General features: G+C 70.3%; 17 protein-coding genes. 1 reads left to right on the top strand and 16 read right to left on the bottom strand.

The features are described 5' to 3' along the window. Positions 1-36: 36 nt before the first annotated feature. From gmk to pyrR, 10 genes are all read right to left on the bottom strand, one after another. Positions 37-594, bottom strand: coding sequence for a guanylate kinase (gene gmk, locus OG202_RS09635; protein WP_326584125.1), 558 nt, complete (start codon positions 592-594; stop codon positions 37-39). A 60-nt stretch (positions 595-654) separates the two neighbouring features. Then, entirely contained in the window at positions 655-978 is a 324-nt protein-coding gene (locus OG202_RS09640; RefSeq protein WP_003977346.1) for an integration host factor, read from the bottom strand. 266 nt (positions 979-1,244) lie between these two features. Continuing rightward, positions 1,245-2,084 carry an orotidine-5'-phosphate decarboxylase gene (pyrF, locus tag OG202_RS09645; protein WP_327730588.1) on the bottom strand — a complete coding sequence of 280 codons (840 nt, stop codon included), beginning with the start codon at positions 2,082-2,084 and terminating at the stop codon, positions 1,245-1,247. After that, positions 2,081-3,187, bottom strand: coding sequence for a quinone-dependent dihydroorotate dehydrogenase (locus OG202_RS09650; RefSeq protein WP_327732305.1), 1,107 nt, complete (start codon positions 3,185-3,187; stop codon positions 2,081-2,083). The genes pyrF and OG202_RS09650 overlap by 4 nt, the downstream gene beginning before the upstream one ends. Before the next feature lie 81 nt (positions 3,188-3,268). After that, positions 3,269-6,577 (bottom strand): carbamoyl-phosphate synthase large subunit, encoded by a 3,309-nt coding sequence (carB, locus tag OG202_RS09655; protein WP_326584122.1) that lies wholly within the window; start codon positions 6,575-6,577, stop codon positions 3,269-3,271. After that, positions 6,570-7,712 carry a glutamine-hydrolyzing carbamoyl-phosphate synthase small subunit gene (carA, locus tag OG202_RS09660; RefSeq protein WP_328222607.1) on the bottom strand — a complete coding sequence of 381 codons (1,143 nt, stop codon included), beginning with the start codon at positions 7,710-7,712 and terminating at the stop codon, positions 6,570-6,572. The genes carB and carA overlap by 8 nt, the downstream gene beginning before the upstream one ends. After that, entirely contained in the window at positions 7,709-8,275 is a 567-nt protein-coding gene (locus OG202_RS09665) for a PH-like domain-containing protein (RefSeq protein WP_326584120.1), read from the bottom strand. The genes carA and OG202_RS09665 overlap by 4 nt, the downstream gene beginning before the upstream one ends. Continuing rightward, the gene (locus tag OG202_RS09670) at positions 8,272-9,558 is read right to left on the bottom strand and encodes a dihydroorotase (protein ID WP_326584119.1); all 1,287 of its coding nucleotides are present in this window, start codon (positions 9,556-9,558) and stop codon (positions 8,272-8,274) included. Before OG202_RS09670 ends, OG202_RS09665 begins: the two co-directional genes overlap by 4 nt. Before the next feature lie 4 nt (positions 9,559-9,562). After that, the gene (locus OG202_RS09675) at positions 9,563-10,543 is read right to left on the bottom strand and encodes an aspartate carbamoyltransferase catalytic subunit (protein WP_326584118.1); all 981 of its coding nucleotides are present in this window, start codon (positions 10,541-10,543) and stop codon (positions 9,563-9,565) included. 89 nt (positions 10,544-10,632) lie between these two features. Then, complete coding sequence (gene pyrR, locus OG202_RS09680) at positions 10,633-11,220, bottom strand: bifunctional pyr operon transcriptional regulator/uracil phosphoribosyltransferase PyrR (RefSeq protein ID WP_326584117.1); 588 nt, start codon at positions 11,218-11,220, stop codon at positions 10,633-10,635. A 219-nt stretch (positions 11,221-11,439) separates the two neighbouring features. Here pyrR and bldD point away from each other — a divergent pair, with 219 nt between their 5' ends. After that, positions 11,440-11,940 (top strand): transcriptional regulator BldD, encoded by a 501-nt coding sequence (bldD, locus tag OG202_RS09685; RefSeq protein ID WP_007380685.1) that lies wholly within the window; start codon positions 11,440-11,442, stop codon positions 11,938-11,940. A 174-nt stretch (positions 11,941-12,114) separates the two neighbouring features. Here the strand turns inward: bldD and nusB are convergent, their stop codons facing one another. The 6 genes from nusB to OG202_RS09715 all read right to left on the bottom strand — a co-directional run bounded on the left by nusB (position 12,115) and on the right by OG202_RS09715 (position 17,338). Continuing rightward, the gene (nusB, locus tag OG202_RS09690; RefSeq protein ID WP_326584116.1) at positions 12,115-12,549 is read right to left on the bottom strand and encodes a transcription antitermination factor NusB; all 435 of its coding nucleotides are present in this window, start codon (positions 12,547-12,549) and stop codon (positions 12,115-12,117) included. A gap of 2 nt (positions 12,550-12,551) precedes the next feature. Further along, complete coding sequence (gene efp / locus OG202_RS09695; RefSeq protein ID WP_033532566.1) at positions 12,552-13,118, bottom strand: elongation factor P; 567 nt, start codon at positions 13,116-13,118, stop codon at positions 12,552-12,554. 59 nt (positions 13,119-13,177) lie between these two features. Then, complete coding sequence (locus OG202_RS09700) at positions 13,178-14,284, bottom strand: aminopeptidase P family protein (protein ID WP_326584115.1); 1,107 nt, start codon at positions 14,282-14,284, stop codon at positions 13,178-13,180. Between the two features lie 322 nt (positions 14,285-14,606). After that, positions 14,607-15,590 (bottom strand): AAA family ATPase, encoded by a 984-nt coding sequence (locus tag OG202_RS09705; RefSeq protein ID WP_328222608.1) that lies wholly within the window; start codon positions 15,588-15,590, stop codon positions 14,607-14,609. A gap of 177 nt (positions 15,591-15,767) precedes the next feature. Beyond that, complete coding sequence (gene aroB, locus OG202_RS09710) at positions 15,768-16,859, bottom strand: 3-dehydroquinate synthase (RefSeq protein WP_326584113.1); 1,092 nt, start codon at positions 16,857-16,859, stop codon at positions 15,768-15,770. Next, a complete protein-coding gene (locus OG202_RS09715; protein ID WP_328224666.1) occupies positions 16,856-17,338 on the bottom strand; it encodes a shikimate kinase in 483 nt (160 codons plus the stop codon). The genes aroB and OG202_RS09715 overlap by 4 nt, the downstream gene beginning before the upstream one ends. Positions 17,339-17,342: the final 4 nt, after the last annotated feature.

Consider the following 17,342-nt stretch of genomic DNA (forward strand, 5'->3'; position numbering starts at 1 on the left):
TCGGTCGTGATCACAGAAAACGGACAGAGCCCGTGATCACACAACATCCATCAAGGCTAGCAGCTCGCGGGCCACGTCCTCGACGGAGGTGTTGACCAAGGTCACGTCGAACTCCGGCTCTGCCGCCAGCTCGATCTTGGCCGCCTCGAGGCGGCGTTCGATCACCTCGGGCGGTTCGGTGCCCCGCCCGGTGAGCCTGCGCACCAGTTCCTCCCAGGAGGGAGGAGCCAGGAACACCAGCTGGGCGTCCGGCATGGTCTCACGGACCTGCCGAGCACCCTGGAGGTCGATCTCCAGCAGGACCGGCTCGCCCCGCTCCAGGCGTTCGAGCACGGCGGCCCGGGGAGTGCCGTAGCGGTTGCCGGCGAACTCGGCCCACTCCAGCAGCTCGCCGTTGGCGATCAGCTTGTCCATCTCCTCGTCGGTGACGAAGAAGTAGTGGACTCCCTGCCGCTCACCAGGGCGCGGCTTGCGGGTCGTCGCCGACACCGAGAGCCAGACCTCGGGGTGTGCCTTGCGCATATGGGCGACGACCGTGCTCTTGCCGACCCCGGAGGGGCCGGAGAGCACGGTCAGCCGCGGACGTTCACTCATGCAGCGATTATTCCAGCAATCCCGGACTGCCCGGGACTCCCTTCCCGTCAGGAGCCGGGATCAGGAACCGGTGCTGCCGAACTCACGCTCCAGGGAAGCGATCTGGTTGGAACCGAGGCCGCGTACACGACGGCTCTCGGAGATGCCGAGTCGCTCCATGATCTGCTTGGCGCGGACTTTGCCCACGCCCGGCAGGGACTCGAGCAGCGCGGAGACCTTCATCTTGCCGATGACGTCGTTCTCCTGGCCCTGCTTGATCACCTCATGCAGGGAGGCGCCGGAGTGCTTGAGTCGATTCTTGACCTCGGCCCGCTCCCGGCGAGCCGCGGCGGCCTTTTCGAGCGCGGCTGCGCGCTGTTCAGGGGTAAGGGGCGGAAGAGCCACGCCTACGTCACCTCGGATGTCGAACTGTCGGATACGGACCGGTGAGGAACCTAGTCGCCCCACACCTGGGGAGCCACGAGCAACACGCTTGCCCGTTCACCCTGCTCGGAGACTAGCGGCCAACTCCGCCAGAGTCAGCGAGAACAGCGGAAAAGTCCTGGTCAGCCTCCATGGAGTCGGACATAAGCCGCATAATGCCCCGGATTTGAGAATGTATTCAGACTCAAGCCGTCCTGGAACCGCCCCTCGGGCACTCATCGGAGGTCTCAGGCGACTGCTGCCGCGGCGCGGATCTCGTCCGCGAAGCGTTCCGACGCGTCACGCAGCGCGACGGCGCCGGGACCGTGACGAAGAACACCCCGACTGACGTTCGGGACCACATTGCGCACGGCGGCCCCGAAGACCTCCGGAAGATCGGCCGGGGTGGCCCCCTGGGCACCGATCCCGGGGGCGAGGAGAGGTCCGTTGATGTCCAGGTCGTAGGACGAGAGGTCACCCAGCGTGGCACCGACGACGGCGCCGAAGGATCCCAGGGGCTCCTCCCCCGCGTTCTCGGCCGCGAGATGGGACAGCATCGTCGCGCCGACATCGCGCCCGTCGCCGCGCATCGCGTGCTGCACCTCGCCGCCCTCCGGGTTGGAGGTGAGCGCCAGCACGAAGAGCCCGGCCCCGCTCGCGCGCGCCAGGTCCACGGCGGGCCTCAGGGAGCCGTAGCCCAGGTACGGCGACACCGTCAGCGCGTCCGAGAAGAGGGGCGCGCCCTCGCGCAGGAAGGTCTCGGCGTACGCGGCCATGGTGGAGCCGATGTCGCCGCGCTTGGCGTCCATGACGACCAGCGCCCCGGCCGCCCGCGCTTCCTGGACGGACGCCTCCAGTACGGCGATGCCCCGCGACCCGAAGCGCTCGAAGAACGCGCTCTGCGGCTTGAGGACGGCCACCCGGTCGGCCAGCGCCTCCACGACCGTACGGCTGAAACGCTCCAGGCCGGCGATGTCGTCGTCCAGGCCCCAGTCGGCGAGCAGGGAGGCGTGCGGGTCGATGCCGACGCAGAGTGGCCCGCGCTCGTCCATGGCACGGCGCAGCCGCGCACCGAAGGGCTCAGTCATACCGTCTTCCTCACGTCGGCGCCGACGGCGTCGGCGAGGGTGGCGTACGGGCTCGTACGCAGGCGGGCGGCGAGGCCCTTGTGGATGGCGCGTGCCCAGAAGGGGCCCTCGTAGATGAAGGCGCTGTAGCCCTGGACCAGCGTGGCGCCGGCCAGGATGCGCTGCCAGGCGTCCTCGGCGTTCTCGATGCCGCCGACGCCCACCAGGGTGATCCGGTCGCCCACGCGCGCGTAGAGGCGGCGCAGGACCGCCAGGGAGCGGGCCTTGACGGGGGCGCCGGAGAGTCCGCCCGTCTCCTTCACCAGCGAGGGTTCGGATTTCAGGCCGAGCCCCTCGCGCGCGATGGTGGTGTTCGTGGCGATGATCCCGTCCAGACCGAGCTCCACGGCGAGGTCGGCGACGGCGTCGATGTCCTCGTCGGCGAGGTCCGGCGCGATCTTCACCAGCAGCGGCACCCGGCGCGTGCGGACCGTGCGGTCGGCTGCCTCGCGGACGGCCGTGAGCAGGGGCCGCAGCGCCTGAGTGGCCTGCAGGTTGCGCAGGCCGGGCGTGTTGGGCGAGGAGACGTTGACGACCAGGTAGTCGGCGTAGGGCGCGAGGCGCTCGGTGGACTTCACGTAGTCCCCTGCGGCCTCGTCCTCCGGGACGACCTTGGTCTTGCCGATGTTCACGCCCACGACGGTCCTGAAGACGGGGTTGCGGGAGGCGAGGCGGGCGGCGACGGCGAGCGAGCCCTCGTTGTTGAAGCCCATGCGGTTGATCAGGGCACGGTCGGCGACCAGGCGGAACAGCCGCTTCTTGGGGTTGCCCGGCTGGGCCTCGCCCGTCACCGTGCCGATCTCGACGTGGTCGAAGCCGAGCATCGACATCCCGTCGATCGCGACCGCGTTCTTGTCGAAGCCGGCGGCCAGCCCGAACGGGCCGTGCATGCGCAGCCCGAACGCCTCGGTGCGCAGTTCCTCGTGGCGGGGCGCCAGAGCCGCCGCGACGAAGGTACGCAGGACGGGGACGCGGACGGCCAGACGGATCCAGCGGAAGGCCAGGTGGTGGGCCTCCTCGGGGTCCATCCGCTTGAAGACCAGACGGAAGAAGAGCTTGTACATGTTCGTGTCCTCGAAGGAGCGCCTCACGAAGAGGTCTCATTGAAGAGGGGGACACCGTTTCCGGTGTCCCCCTCAGGGCTGCTAGTCGCGGGCCGCGGTCAGGTGTTCGGCGTGTTCCTGGAGTGAGCGCACGCCCACGTCGCCGTGGTTGAGCGCGTCGATGCCCTGGACGGCCGCGGCGAGCGCCTGGACGGTCGTCAGGCACGGCACGGAGCGGGCCACGGCCGCCGTACGGATGTCGTAGCCGTCGAGGCGGCCGCCGGTGCCGTACGGGGTGTTGACGATGAGGTCGACCTCGCCGTCGTGGATGAGCTGGACGATGGTCTTCTCGCCGCCCGGGCCGGTGCCCTCGGACTGCTTGCGGACGACGGTGGCGTTGATGCCGTTGCGCTTGAGCACCTCGGCCGTGCCGGACGTGGCGAGCAGTTCGAAGCCGTGGGCGACGAGTTCACGCGCCGGGAAGATCATCGAGCGCTTGTCACGGTTGGCGACCGAGATGAACGCGCGGCCCTTGGTGGGCAGCGGCCCGTAGGCGCCGGCCTGCGACTTGGCGTACGCCGTGCCGAAGACCGAGTCGATGCCCATGACCTCGCCGGTGGAGCGCATCTCCGGGCCGAGGATGGTGTCGACGCCGCGGCCGTGGATGTCGCGGAAGCGGGACCACGGCATGACGGCCTCCTTGACGGAGATCGGCGCGTCGAGCGGCAGCTCACCACCGTCGCCGTTGGCCGGAAGCAGCCCCTCCGCCCGCAGCTCGGCGATGGTCGCGCCCAGCGAGATCCGGGCGGCGGCCTTCGCCAGCGGCACCGCGGTCGCCTTCGAGGTGAAGGGGACGGTGCGCGAGGCGCGCGGGTTGGCTTCGAGGACGTAGAGGATGTCCCCGGCCATCGCGAACTGGATGTTGATCAGACCGCGCACCCCGACGCCCTTGGCGATGGCCTCGGTGGAGGCGCGCAGGCGCTTGATGTCGAACCCGCCGAGCGTGATCGGGGGCAGGGCGCACGCCGAGTCGCCGGAGTGGATGCCGGCTTCCTCGATGTGCTCCATCACGCCGCCGAGGTACAGCTCGTGGCCGTCGTACAGGGCGTCGACGTCGATCTCGATCGCGTCGTCGAGGAAGCGGTCGACGAGGACCGGCCGGGAGGGGCTGATCTCGGTCGACTCGGCGATGTACGACTCCAGGCGGGCCTCGTCGTACACGATCTCCATGCCGCGTCCGCCGAGCACGTACGACGGGCGGACGAGGACGGGGTAGCCGATCTCGTCGGCGATGGCCTTGGCGCCGGCGAAGGTGGTCGCGGTGCCGTGCTTCGGCGCGGGGAGCCCGGCCTCGGCGAGGACCTGGCCGAAGGCGCCGCGGTCCTCGGCGGCGTGGATGGCCTCCGGAGGGGTGCCCACGACCGGTACGCCGTTGTCCTTGAGCGCCTGCGCCAGGCCCAGCGGGGTCTGGCCGCCGAGCTGGACGACGACGCCCGCGATCGGGCCGGCCAGTGACTCGGCGTGGACGATCTCCAGCACGTCCTCGAGGGTCAGCGGCTCGAAGTACAGGCGGTCGGAGGTGTCGTAGTCCGTGGAGACGGTCTCCGGGTTGCAGTTGACCATCACGGTCTCGTATCCCGCGTCGCTCAGCGCGAACGAGGCGTGGACGCAGGAGTAGTCGAACTCGATGCCCTGGCCGATGCGGTTCGGACCCGAGCCGAGGATGATCACGGCCGGCTTCTCGCGCGGGGCGACCTCCGACTCCTCGTCGTAGGAGGAGTAGAAGTACGGCGTCTTCGCGGCGAACTCGGCGGCGCAGGTGTCGACCGTCTTGTAGACCGGGCGTACGCCCAGCGCGTGCCGGACCTCGCGCACGACGTCCTCGCGCAGCCCGCGGATCTCGGCGACCTGCTGGTCGGAGAAACCGTGCCGCTTGGCCTCCGCCAGAAGATCCGGATCGAGCTTGTCGGCCTGGGCCAGCTCGTCCGCGATCTCCTTGATCAGGAAGAGCTGGTCGACGAACCACGGGTCGATCTTCGTGGACTCGAAGACCTCCTCGGGTGTGGCGCCCGCGCGGATGGCCTGCATGACGGTGTTGATGCGGCCGTCGGTGGGCCGGACGGCCTCGCGCAGCAGCTCCGCCTTGTCGCCGGGCTCCCCGACGAACGTGAACTGGCTGCCCTTCTTCTCCAGCGACCGCAGCGCCTTCTGCAGCGCCTCGGTGAAGTTGCGGCCGATCGCCATGGCCTCGCCGACCGACTTCATGGTCGTGGTCAGGGACGAGTCGGCGGAGGGGAACTTCTCGAAGGCGAAACGCGGGGCCTTCACGACCACGTAGTCGAGCGTCGGCTCGAAGGAGGCCGGGGTCTGCTCGGTGATGTCGTTCGGGATCTCGTCGAGCGTGTAGCCGACGGCCAGCTTGGCGGCGATCTTGGCGATCGGGAAACCGGTCGCCTTGGAGGCGAGCGCCGACGACCGCGACACACGCGGGTTCATCTCGATGACGATGACCCGGCCGTCCTCGGGGTTCACAGCGAACTGGATGTTGCAGCCGCCGGTGTCGACGCCGACCTCGCGGATGACCGCGATGCCGATGTCCCGCAGGGTCTGGTACTCGCGGTCGGTGAGGGTCATCGCGGGCGCGACCGTGATCGAGTCACCGGTGTGCACGCCCATGGGATCGAAGTTCTCGATGGAGCAGACGACCACGACGTTGTCGTTCTTGTCGCGCATCAGCTCCAGCTCGTACTCCTTCCAGCCGAGGATGGACTCCTCCAGGAGCACCTCGGTGGTCGGCGAGAGGGTGAGGCCCTGGCCGGCGATGCGGCGGAGCTCCTCCTCGTCGTGTGCGAAGCCGGAGCCGGCGCCGCCCATGGTGAAGGAGGGGCGGACGACGACGGGGTAGCCGCCGAGGGTCTCGACGCCCCTGATCACGTCGTCCATGGAGTGGCAGATGACCGAGCGGGCGGACTCGCCGTGCCCGATCTTGGCGCGGACGGCCTCCACGACGTCCTTGAAGAGGTCGCGGTCCTCGCCCTTGTTGATGGCCTCGACGTTGGCGCCGATCAGCTCGACGCCGTACTTCTCCAGCGTCCCGGCCTCGTGCAGCGAGATGGCCGTGTTGAGGGCCGTCTGGCCGCCGAGGGTCGGCAGGAGGGTGTCCGGGCGCTCCTTGGCGATGATCTTCTCGACGAACTCCGGGGTGATCGGCTCGACGTACGTGGCGTCGGCGATCTCCGGGTCGGTCATGATCGTCGCCGGGTTGGAGTTGACGAGGATGACGCGCAGACCCTCGGCGCGCAGGACGCGGCACGCCTGGGTGCCGGAGTAGTCGAACTCGGCGGCCTGCCCGATGACGATCGGGCCGGAGCCGATGACCAGGACGGACTGGATATCGGTGCGCTTAGGCACGCTGGCCCTCCATCAGGGATACGAAGCGGTCGAACAGGTAGGCGGCGTCGTGCGGGCCCGCTGCCGCTTCGGGGTGGTACTGGACGCTGAACGCCGGCCGGTCGAGGAGCTGGAGCCCCTCCACCACGTTGTCGTTGAGGCACACGTGGGAGACCTCGGCGCGGCCGTAGGGGGTCTCGGAGACCTGGTCGAGCGGGGCGTCGACGGCGAAGCCGTGGTTGTGCGCGGTGACCTCGACCTTGCCGGTCGTACGGTCCTGCACCGGCTGGTTGATGCCGCGGTGGCCGTACTTCAGCTTGTAGGTGCCGAAGCCGAGGGCGCGGCCCAGGATCTGGTTGCCGAAGCAGATGCCGAAGAGCGGGGTGCCGCGCTCCAGGACGGCCCGCATGACGGAGACGGGGTGGTCGGCGGTGGCCGGGTCGCCCGGACCGTTGGAGAAGAAGACGCCGTCGGGGTTCACGGCGTACACGTCCTCGGCCGTCGCCGTGGCGGGCAGGACGTGCACCTCGATGCCGCGTTCGGCCATGCGGTGCGGGGTCATGCCCTTGATGCCGAGGTCGACGGCGGCGACGGTGAACTTCTTCGTGCCGATCGCCGGGACGACGTACGTCTCCTTGGTGGCGACCTCCGCGGAGAGGTTCGCGCCCTTCATCTCGGGGGCCTGGCGGACCTCGGTGAGCATGGTGCCGTCGTCGGGCAGCGCGTTGCCGGAGAAGATGCCGACGCGCATGGCGCCGCGCTCGCGCAGATGGCGGGTGAGGGCCCGGGTGTCGATGCCGCTGATGCCGACGACGCCCTGATTGGCGAGCTCTTCGTCGAGCGAGCGCCGGGAGCGCCAGTTGGAGGGCACGCGCGCGGGGTCGCGGACGACGTATCCGGAGACCCAGATCTTCTTGGACTCGGGGTCCTCGTCGTTGACGCCGGTGTTGCCGACGTGCGGGGCGGTCATGACGACGACCTGGCGGTGGTACGACGGGTCGGTGAGGGTCTCCTGGTAGCCGGTCATCCCGGTGGAGAACACGGCCTCGCCGAAGGTCACCCCCACGGCCCCGTAGGCACGGCCGCGGAAGATCCGGCCGTCCTCCAGGACGAGTACGGCGGGAGTCTTGGCGGCTCCCCTGGTGGAGGTCGTCATCGTGCGCCTTCCGTTTCCGTCTTGTTGATCATCTGGTTCAGGGTCTCGACCCACTCGTTGTGCTCGGCCGCGCGGTCGGAGCGGAAGCCGGAGTCGAGCAGCTTGCCGCCGTGCTCCCAGGTGACGACCAGCAGCCCGCCCTCGGTGAGGACCTTGCCGGCGATGCCCTTGTCGAGCCGGGCCTCGCGCAGGGCCTCGACGGGGACGAAGAAGTCCGTCGCTCCCGGGCGTACGACGTCCAGGCCGGCGTCCGTCAGCGTCAGTTCGACCCTGCTGCGGGTGCCCAGGCCGTGCGCCACGATGCGGTCGAGCCACTGCCCGGCGGTGGTGGAGCCGTGGTAGCGGCCGCTCATGCCCAGTCTCGCCTCACCGGGCTCGTCCGGCGCGCCGAGGAGGGCGGGCAGGTCGCTCTGGAGCGTGCCGCGCCACTTCCAGCCCTCGCGCATCAGCCAGTAGACGAGCGCGACGAAGAGGGCGAGTCCGACGACCCAGCCGATCCGCGCGGCCCAGTCGGTGACCTCGGCCGATTCCTTCTCGGCGGCCAGCAGAATTACAGGTGTCACGTGAGCTTCCCGTCGACGAGCGTGGCCTTGCCCCGCAGCCACGTGTGCGTGACACGGCCCGGCAGCTCGCGGCCCTCGTACGGGGTGTTGCGGCTGCGCGAGGCGAAGCCCGCGGGATCCACCGACCCACGGTATGCCGTGTCGACGAGCGTGAGGTTGGCGGGCTCACCTGCCGAGACGGGACGTCCGTGCCCGGCCGCCCGCCCGATCTTGGCCGGCTTGACGGACATACGGTCCGCGACGCCCGCCCAGTCGAGCAGACCGGTCTCGACCATCGTCTCCTGGACCACCGACAGCGCGGTCTCCAGGCCGACCATGCCCATGGCGGCCGCGCCCCACTCGCAGTCCTTGTCCTCGTGCGGGTGCGGGGCGTGGTCGGTGGCGACGATGTCGATCGTGCCGTCGGCGAGCGCCTCACGCAGGGCCAGCACGTCGCGCTCGGTGCGCAGCGGCGGGTTGACCTTGTAGACCGGGTTGTAGGAGCGCACCAGCTCGTCGGTGAGGAGGAGGTGGTGCGGGGTGACCTCGGCGGTGACGTCGATGCCCCGGGACTTGGCCCAGCGGACGATCTCCACGGACCCGGCGGTCGAGAGGTGGCAGATGTGGACGCGGGAGCCGACGTGCTCGGCGAGCAGGACATCCCGGGCGATGATCGATTCTTCGGCCACCGCGGGCCAGCCGCCGAGGCCGAGCTCGGCGGAGACGACACCCTCGTTCATCTGGGCGCCCTCGGTCAGCCGCGGCTCCTGCGCGTGCTGGGCGACGACCCCGCCGAAGGCCTTCACGTACTCCAGGGCCCGCCGCATCATCACCGCGTCGTCGACGCACTTGCCGTCGTCCGAGAAGACGGTGACCCCGGCGGCCGACTCGTGCATCGCGCCCAGCTCGGCGAGCTTCTTGCCCTCCAGGCCGACGGTGACGGCCCCGATGGGCTGGACGTCGCAGTACCCGTGCTCCTGGCCGAGGCGGTACACCTGCTCGACCACACCGGCGGTGTCGGCGACCGGGAAGGTGTTGGCCATGGCGAACACGGCCGTGTAGCCGCCGGAGGCCGCCGCGCGCGTGCCGGTCAGCACGGTCTCGGAGTCCTCGCGGCCGGGCTCCCGCAGGTGGGTGTGCAGATCGACCAGGCCCGGCAGGAGCACCTTGCCGTCGGCCTCGACGACCTGGGCGCCCTCGTCGGAGAGCCCGACACCGATCTCCGCGATGACCTCGCCGTCGATCAGGACGTCCCGCGCCTCGCCGCCCAGCACCTTCGCACCACGGATCAGGATCTTGCTCATCGTCTTACTTCTCCTCGGTGGTGCGGGTGTGGGTGACGGCGGGCTCGTTGCCGCCGAGCAGCAGGTACAGCACGGCCATGCGGATGGAGACGCCGTTGGCGACCTGCTCGACGACGGTGCAGCGGTCGGAGTCGGCGACCTCGGCGGTGATCTCCATGCCGCGGACCATCGGGCCGGGGTGCATCACGATGGCGTGCTCGGGCATCCGCGCCATGCGGTCGCCGTCGAGACCGTAGCGCCGCGAGTACTCGCGCTCGGTCGGGAAGAACGCGGCGTTCATCCGCTCCCGCTGTACGCGCAGCATCATCACGGCGTCGGACTTGGCGAGCGTGCTGTCGAGGTCGTAGGAGATCTCGCAGGGCCAGGAGCCGACGCCGACCGGGACCAGGGTGGGCGGGGCGACGAGGGTGACCTCGGCGCCGAGGGTGTGCAGCAGGTCCACGTTGGAGCGGGCGACCCGGCTGTGCAGGACGTCGCCGACGATCGTGATGCGCTTGCCGGACAGGTCCTGGCCGAGCCCGGCGTCCCGCCCGACGAGGCGGCGCCGCATGGTGAAGGCGTCCAGCAGGGCCTGGGTGGGGTGCTGGTGGGTGCCGTCGCCCGCGTTGATCACGGCCGCGTCGATCCAGCCGGAGGTCGCCAGGCGGTACGGGGCCCCCGAGGCACCGTGCCGGATGACGACGGCGTCGACGCCCATGGCTTCGAGGGTCTGGGCGGTGTCCTTGAGGGACTCGCCCTTGGAGACGCTCGACCCCTTGGCGGAGAAGTTGATGACGTCCGCGGAGAGGCGCTTCTCCGCGGCCTCGAAGGAGATCCGGGTGCGGGTGGAGTCCTCGAAGAAGAGGTTGACGATCGTACGGCCGCGCAGGGTCGGCAGTTTCTTGATCGGCCGGTCGGCGACCCGGGCCATCTCCTCGGCGGTGTCGAGGATCAGGACGGCGTCGTCACGGGTGAGGTCGGCGGCCGAGATGAGATGACGCTGCATCTTTCAGGCTCCGTAAGGCAGTTCGGGAGATTACGGGCAGTCAGGGGCATCGCGAGGGGACGTACGGCACGGGGCCGCACGCGCGCGTGCTACTGCTGGGCGGTCCGCTTCGCACCGAGCAGGACGGTGTCCCGACCGTCTTCCTCGGCGAGCTGGACCTTGACCGTCTCCCGCAGCGACGTGGGGAGGTTCTTGCCGACGTAGTCGGCGCGGATGGGCAGTTCGCGGTGGCCCCGGTCGACGAGGACCGCGAGCTGGACGGCGCGCGGGCGGCCGATGTCGTTCAGCGCGTCGAGCGCCGCGCGGATCGTCCGGCCGGAGAAGAGCACGTCGTCGACGAGGACGACCAGTCGGCCGTCGATGCCGTCACCGGGGATCTCGGTGCGGGCCAGCGCACGCGGCGGGTGCATGCGCAGGTCGTCGCGGTACATGGTGATGTCGAGCGAGCCGACCGGGATCTTGCGGTCGGTGATCTCCGCGAGCTTGGCGGCGAGCCGCCGGGCGAGGAAGACGCCCCGGGTCGGAATGCCCAGGAGCACCACGTCGTCGGCACCCTTGGCGCGTTCGACGATCTCGTGGGCGATACGGGTCAGGACGCGGGCGATGTCGGGGCCTTCGAGAACGGGCCTCGCATCGGACGACTGCGGATCCTGCTGCGGGTTTTCTTGCGAGTCCATAAGAAACGGACCTCCTTCTCCGCCTCACGGGACGGACCTTAAAGGACGTCGGAATTGCGCCGTCAACGTTATCAGGCCCCGGCAACGCCCCTGATCACCCCCCTGGCGCAAGGGGAGGCGTTTACCACGGAAGAGCCGGTCCGGACCATCCGGCTTGACGGGGAAGAGTCACGCTGCGTAACCTCACAGTGAGTCACCAGCCTTCGTCCGGGGAGCCACATGTCCAGCGAATACGCCAAACAGCTCGGGGCCAAGCTCCGGGCCATCCGCACCCAGCAGGGCCTATCCCTCCACGGTGTCGAGGAGAAGTCCCAGGGACGCTGGAAGGCGGTCGTGGTCGGTTCGTACGAGCGCGGCGACCGCGCCGTCACCGTGCAGCGCCTCGCGGAGCTGGCGGACTTCTATGGGGTTCCCGTGCAGGAGCTGCTTCCCGGGACGACCCCCGGTGGCGCCGCGGAGCCGCCGCCGAAGCTCGTCCTCGACCTTGAGCGCCTGGCCCACGTGCCGGCCGAGAAGGCGGGCCCGCTGCAGCGTTACGCGGCGACGATCCAGTCCCAGCGCGGTGACTACAACGGCAAGGTGCTGTCGATCCGCCAGGACGACCTGCGCACACTCGCCGTCATCTACGACCAGTCCCCCTCGGTCCTCACCGAGCAGCTGATCAGCTGGGGCGTCCTCGACGCCGACGCGCGCCGCGCGGTCTCCCACGAGGACAGCTGACGCTCCGGGCAGCGCCCAGCAGAAACGTGCCGCCGGGGTGACCCGAACCGATTGGTTCGGGTCACCCCGGCGGTTTTCTGCTCTTGAGGGGCGCGGGGCACCGCGCGATCGGCCACAGTCGACTCGTGGCCGGACTCGCACAGCACCCCAACGGCGCTTCCCCGCTCGTGTCGGCTAGTCGGCTTCCCTGCGCAGCGAAGGCTTCAGGTCCTTCAGACGGCCCAGCAGACCGTTCACGAACGACGGCGAGTCGTCCGTGGAGAACTCCTTGGCCAGCTGCACCATCTCGTCCAGCACCACCGCGTCGGGAGTCGCGTCGACCCAGATCAGCTCGTACGCACCGAGGCGCAGGATGTTGCGGTCCACGACCGGCATCCGGTCGAGCGTCCACCCCACCGAGTACTGCGCGATCAGCTCGTCGATCCGCTTGGCGTGCTCCGAGTACCCCTCGACCAGCTGCATGGTGTACTCGCTGACCGGCGGCTGTCGGGTGTCGTTGTGAGCGTGCCGGATCCAGTCCGCGAGGACGGTCAGGACGTCGGCCCCGCGTTGGTCGCCCTCGAAGAGGATCTGGAAGGCGCGCTTGCGGGCCGTGTTGCGGGCAGCCACGGTTAGCTGTTCACCCGGCCGAGGTAGTCGCTCGTGCGGGTGTCGACCTTGATCTTCTCACCGGTGGTGATGAAGAGCGGGACCTGGATCTGGTGGCCGGTCTCCAGGGTGGCGGGCTTGGTGCCACCGGTGGAGCGGTCGCCCTGGACGCCCGGCTCGGTCTCCTGGATCACGAGCTCGACGGCGGCCGGCAGCTCGACGAAGAGCACCTCGCCCTCGTGCTGCGCGACGGTGGCGGTGAAGCCCTCGATCAGGAAGTTGGCGGCGTCACCGACGGCCTTGCGGTCGACCATGAGCTGGTCGTAGGTCTCCATGTCCATGAAGACGAAGTACTCGCCGTCCATGTAGGAGAACTGCATGTCGCGCTTGTCGACAGTGGCCGTCTCGACCTTGACGCCGGCGTTGAACGTCTTGTCGACGACCTTGCCGGAGAGCACGTTCTTGAGCTTGGTGCGCACGAAGGCCGGGCCCTTGCCGGGCTTGACGTGCTGGAACTCGACGACGGACCAGAGCTGGCCGCCTTCGAGCTTGAGCACCAGGCCGTTCTTGAGGTCGTTCGTGGAAGCCACGGTTGCGGAATCTCCTGGACTGACGTGGACGACCCCGGGCCACGCGCACAGCCGATGAGCTAGAGCGCGAGCAGCTCCTTGGTCGTGATGGTGAGTAGCTCGGGTCCGCCGTCCGCCTCGGGGCGTACGACGAGCGTGTCATCGATCCGGACACCGCCCCGGCCCGGGAGGTGGACCCCCGGTTCGACGGTGACCGGCACACAAGCGTCCAGTTTACCCATGGCCGCGGGGGCCAACTGCGGCTCCTCGTCGATTTCGAGTCCGACCCCGTGCCCCATCAGTACCGGGAGGCCGTCTCCGTGCCCCGCGGAGTCCAGGACCTGACGGGCCGCACGGTCCACGGCGCGGTACGCCGCACCCGGTGCCAGTGCCTCCCGTCCGGCGCGCTGGGCTGCGAAGACCACGTCGTACAGCTCGATCTGCCAGTCGGCAGGCGAGGTGCCGATCACGAAGGTACGGCCGATCTCGCAGCGGTAGCCGCGGTAGGTCGCACCGAGGCAGACGGAAAGGAAGTCGCCCTCCTCGACCCGGCGGTCGGTGGGGACGTGACCGCGACGACCGGAGTTCGGGCCGGTGGCGACGGAGGTGGTGAAGGCCGGCCCGTCGGCACCGTGGTCGACGAGGCGGCGCTCCAGCTCCAGGGCGAGGTGGCGCTCGGTGCGGCCGACGAGAATCGATTCGAGGAGTTCGCCCAGTGCCTGGTCGGCGATCTCCGCGCCGATCCGCAGACAGGAGATCTCCTCCTCGTCCTTGATGACTCTCAGCTGCTCGACCGCGCCACCGAGGTCGGCGAGCCGCAGCCGGGGCGCGACCGAGCGGATCGCGCGGTGGCGGGACACGGTGAGGTGGTGTTCCTCCACCGCGAGCGACTCGGCGCCCAGGGCCGTGGCCAGATCGGCCGCCGCGACCGCCGGGTCGCCGCCGGGTCTCGGCAGCACCTGGACCCGTACGGCCTCGTCGGGCCGCCCCTCTCCGATCTCACCGCTCGGCGGGGCTCCGCAGACCAGGAGCTCCTCGCTCCTCCCGAGCAGCAGGACCGCACCCTGGGGCGCGGCGCCCGCGAGATAGCGCACGTTGGCCGGGCGGGTCACCAGTGCGGTGGCGCTGCCGCTCGCGTGGCAGCGTTCTCTCAGCCGAGCGCGGCGGGCCGCGTACACCTCTGACATGTGCCGAGCGTATGAGGTTCGCCGGTGGGCCGCCGGTTGAGCGCAGCCGACTGGGGGCACCGTCGCGGGGCACGGGGGTACGGCACGGGGTTGCATGCCGTCCACCGGCCGGTGGGCAGCTTGTCGCGCAGTTCCCCGCGCCCCCTTGGCACCGGTGGCCGCCCGTCAAGCGCAGCCGACTGAGGCACCGTCGCGGAATACAGGGGGGCGGCGCCAGGTCGCATGCCGTCCGCAGGCCGGTGGGGTTGCTCGCGCAGTTCCCCGCGCCCCTTTGGCTCGACTCAGTCCGGCGTGTTCACCGGTGCCGTCCGCTGGTGCGCGGCTACCACTTCGGTGGGCTCGCGATCGACCTCGCCAGGACCTCGTCCAGGACCCTCGCCGTGGCCGGGACATCGAGCTGGGAGTTGTCGATGATCGGAAGCCCCGAGCCGTACCAGCCCGCCATCCGGCCGTGGATGCGGGCGACCTCCTCATCGCTGAGGCGGCGGTTGCCCGAGCGCTCGGCGTTGCGCTCGAGGACAATCTCCAGGCCCGGCAGGAGGACGACCGGCAGCAGGCCGGGGCCGACATGTCGCTTCCAGCCGCCGAGGCCGACGACCGGGCGGTCGGGGAAGACGGCGTCGTCGAGGATGCAGGAGATGCCGTTGGCCAGGAAGTTCCGGGCGGAGAAGCCGCAGGTGCGGCGGGCGAGACGATACTGCGCCTCGGAGTTGTCGTTCCAGCCGGACTGCGGGTCCGCGAAGCCCGAGCGCACCCACTCTCGTACGTCGTCCAGGCTGATGTGCGCGGTGGGCACCCGGCGGTGGTCCGCCCAGTACTTGGCGACGCTGGTCTTGCCCGCCCCGGCGGGTCCGATGAGCAGCACCGCGAGCGTGGTGGTCGTGACGTCGGGCGCGCCGGTGGCGGACGGCGGCATGGTGACGGGGCCGCCCGGCGGCAGTTGCACGTGTCCGGTGGTGTCCCTCGGGACCCCGGTCTGCTGCGGGGACGCGGTGTGCGGTTGCCCGGGGCCTCCGGCGAAGCCCGGCGCGGGCGGGGGCACCGACCCGGGGGGTGCGGGCGGGGGGACGGAGGCCGGGGGCGCTGCCGGGGTGGGCGGAGCCATCGGCGCGGGCGGGGGCCCTGGATGCGTGCCCGGGGGCACCGGGTGGCTCACGCCCGTGTGTCCCGGAGGGTTCACGCCCGGCGCTCCCGGGTGATGGGGGGCCGGGTGTCCCTGGTGGTTCGCGGTCGGCGACCAAGGGGCCGCCGGGTCCTGCCCCGGCCGATGGGGCGGCGGCAGCGGAGCTCCCACTGCGTGCTGCATCCGGTGCCACTCCGTCTCGTACAGTCACATCGACACTGGCGGGCGGGGCCTTTCGACCCCGCCCTTACCGAACGGTACCGTCCCCGGCCTCCGTTTGGTGAACGGCCGGGGGCAGCCCGAAGTGCCCAAGTGGCCATGGACACAAGGCGAATCGGGCAAGAGGTGCCCGAGCGGGCGTTACTGGCCCACTTCGCCGTAGGCGGCCAGCAGGATCGCCGGGTCGGGCCCTTCCAGGACGGTGGGCTTGGCCAGACCGTCCAGGACGATGAAACGCAGCAGGTCGCCCCGCGACTTCTTGTCGACCTTCATCGTCTCCAGCAGCCTGGGCCACTGGTCGTAGCGGTAGTGCAGGGGCAGCCCGACCGCTTCCAGGACCGTGCGGTGCCGGTCGGCGGTCGCGTCGTCCAAGCGCCCCGCCAGACGGCCCAGTTCGGCGGCGAAGTGCATGCCGACGGAGACCGCCGCGCCGTGGCGCCACTGGTAGCGCTCGTTCTTCTCGATCGCGTGCGCCAGCGTGTGCCCGTAGTTGAGAATCTCGCGGCGGCCGGACTCCTTCAGGTCACCGGAGACGACCTCGGCCTTGACCCGGATCGACCGCTCGATCAGCTCGGACGTGTGCGGTCCGGCGGGCGTGCGGGCGGCCTGCGGGTCGGCCTCGACCAGGTCCAGGATCACCGGGTCCGCGATGAAGCCGGCCTTGATGATCTCGGCGAGCCCGGAGACGTAGTCGTTGACCGGCAGCGAATCCAGGGCCGCCAGGTCGCAGAGCACCCCGGCCGGCGGGTGGAAGGCACCGACCAGGTTCTTGCCCTCGGCCGTGTTGATCCCCGTCTTGCCACCGACGGCCGCGTCCACCATGGCCAGCACGGTCGTCGGGATGGCGATCCAGCGGACCCCGCGCAGCCAGGTCGCCGCCACGAACCCCGCGAGATCCGTCGTCGCGCCCCCGCCGACACCGACGATGACATCGGTGCGGGTGAACCCGGACTGCCCCAACGCCTTCCAGCAGTACGCGGCGACCTCGGCCGTCTTGGCCTCCTCCGCGTTCGGCACCTGGATCGCGACCGCCTCGAACCCCTGCCCGGCCAGATCGGCCCGCAGGGCTTCGGCGGTGTCGTCCAGCGCCTCGGGATGGACCACGGCGACCCGCTTGGCCCGGTTGCCGATCAACCCGCCCAGCTCACCGAGGAGTTGACGCCCCACCAGGACCTCGTACGGCTCGGTACCAGCCGTACCGCCGACCTGGATACGGGTCACTGTCTCGCTCATGCTTCCTTCAACTCCAGTGCGTCCAGGGCCGCTTGGGTGACTTCCTCGGGCGTGCGGCCGTCGGTGGCGACGACGGCCGTGGCGACCTCCTCGTAGAGGCTGCGCCGGGCCTCCATCAGCTCCCGCCACTGCTTGCGGGGGTTGACGGCCAGCAGCGGGCGGGCGGCGTTGAGGCCGGTGCGCTTGACCGCCTCCTCGACGTCCATCGAGAGGTAGACGACCCGATGCCCGGCGAGGAGCGCCCGCGTGTCGGCGTCGAGGATCGCGCCGCCGCCGAGGGCGAGCACACCGTCGTGCCCGGCGAGAGCCGTGTGCACGGCCCGCTTCTCGAGGGCGCGGAAGGCGGCCTCGCCCTCGTCGACGAAGATCTCCGCGATCGCGCGGCCCTGCTCGGCCACGATGTCGTCGTCGGTGTCGCGGTAGGCGACGCCGAGCCGCTCGGCGAGCAGCTGTCCGACGGTGGACTTGCCGACGCCCATGGGG

The sequence above is a fragment of the Streptomyces sp. NBC_00310 genome, from assembly GCF_036208085.1.
GTDB lineage: Bacteria > Actinomycetota > Actinomycetes > Streptomycetales > Streptomycetaceae > Streptomyces.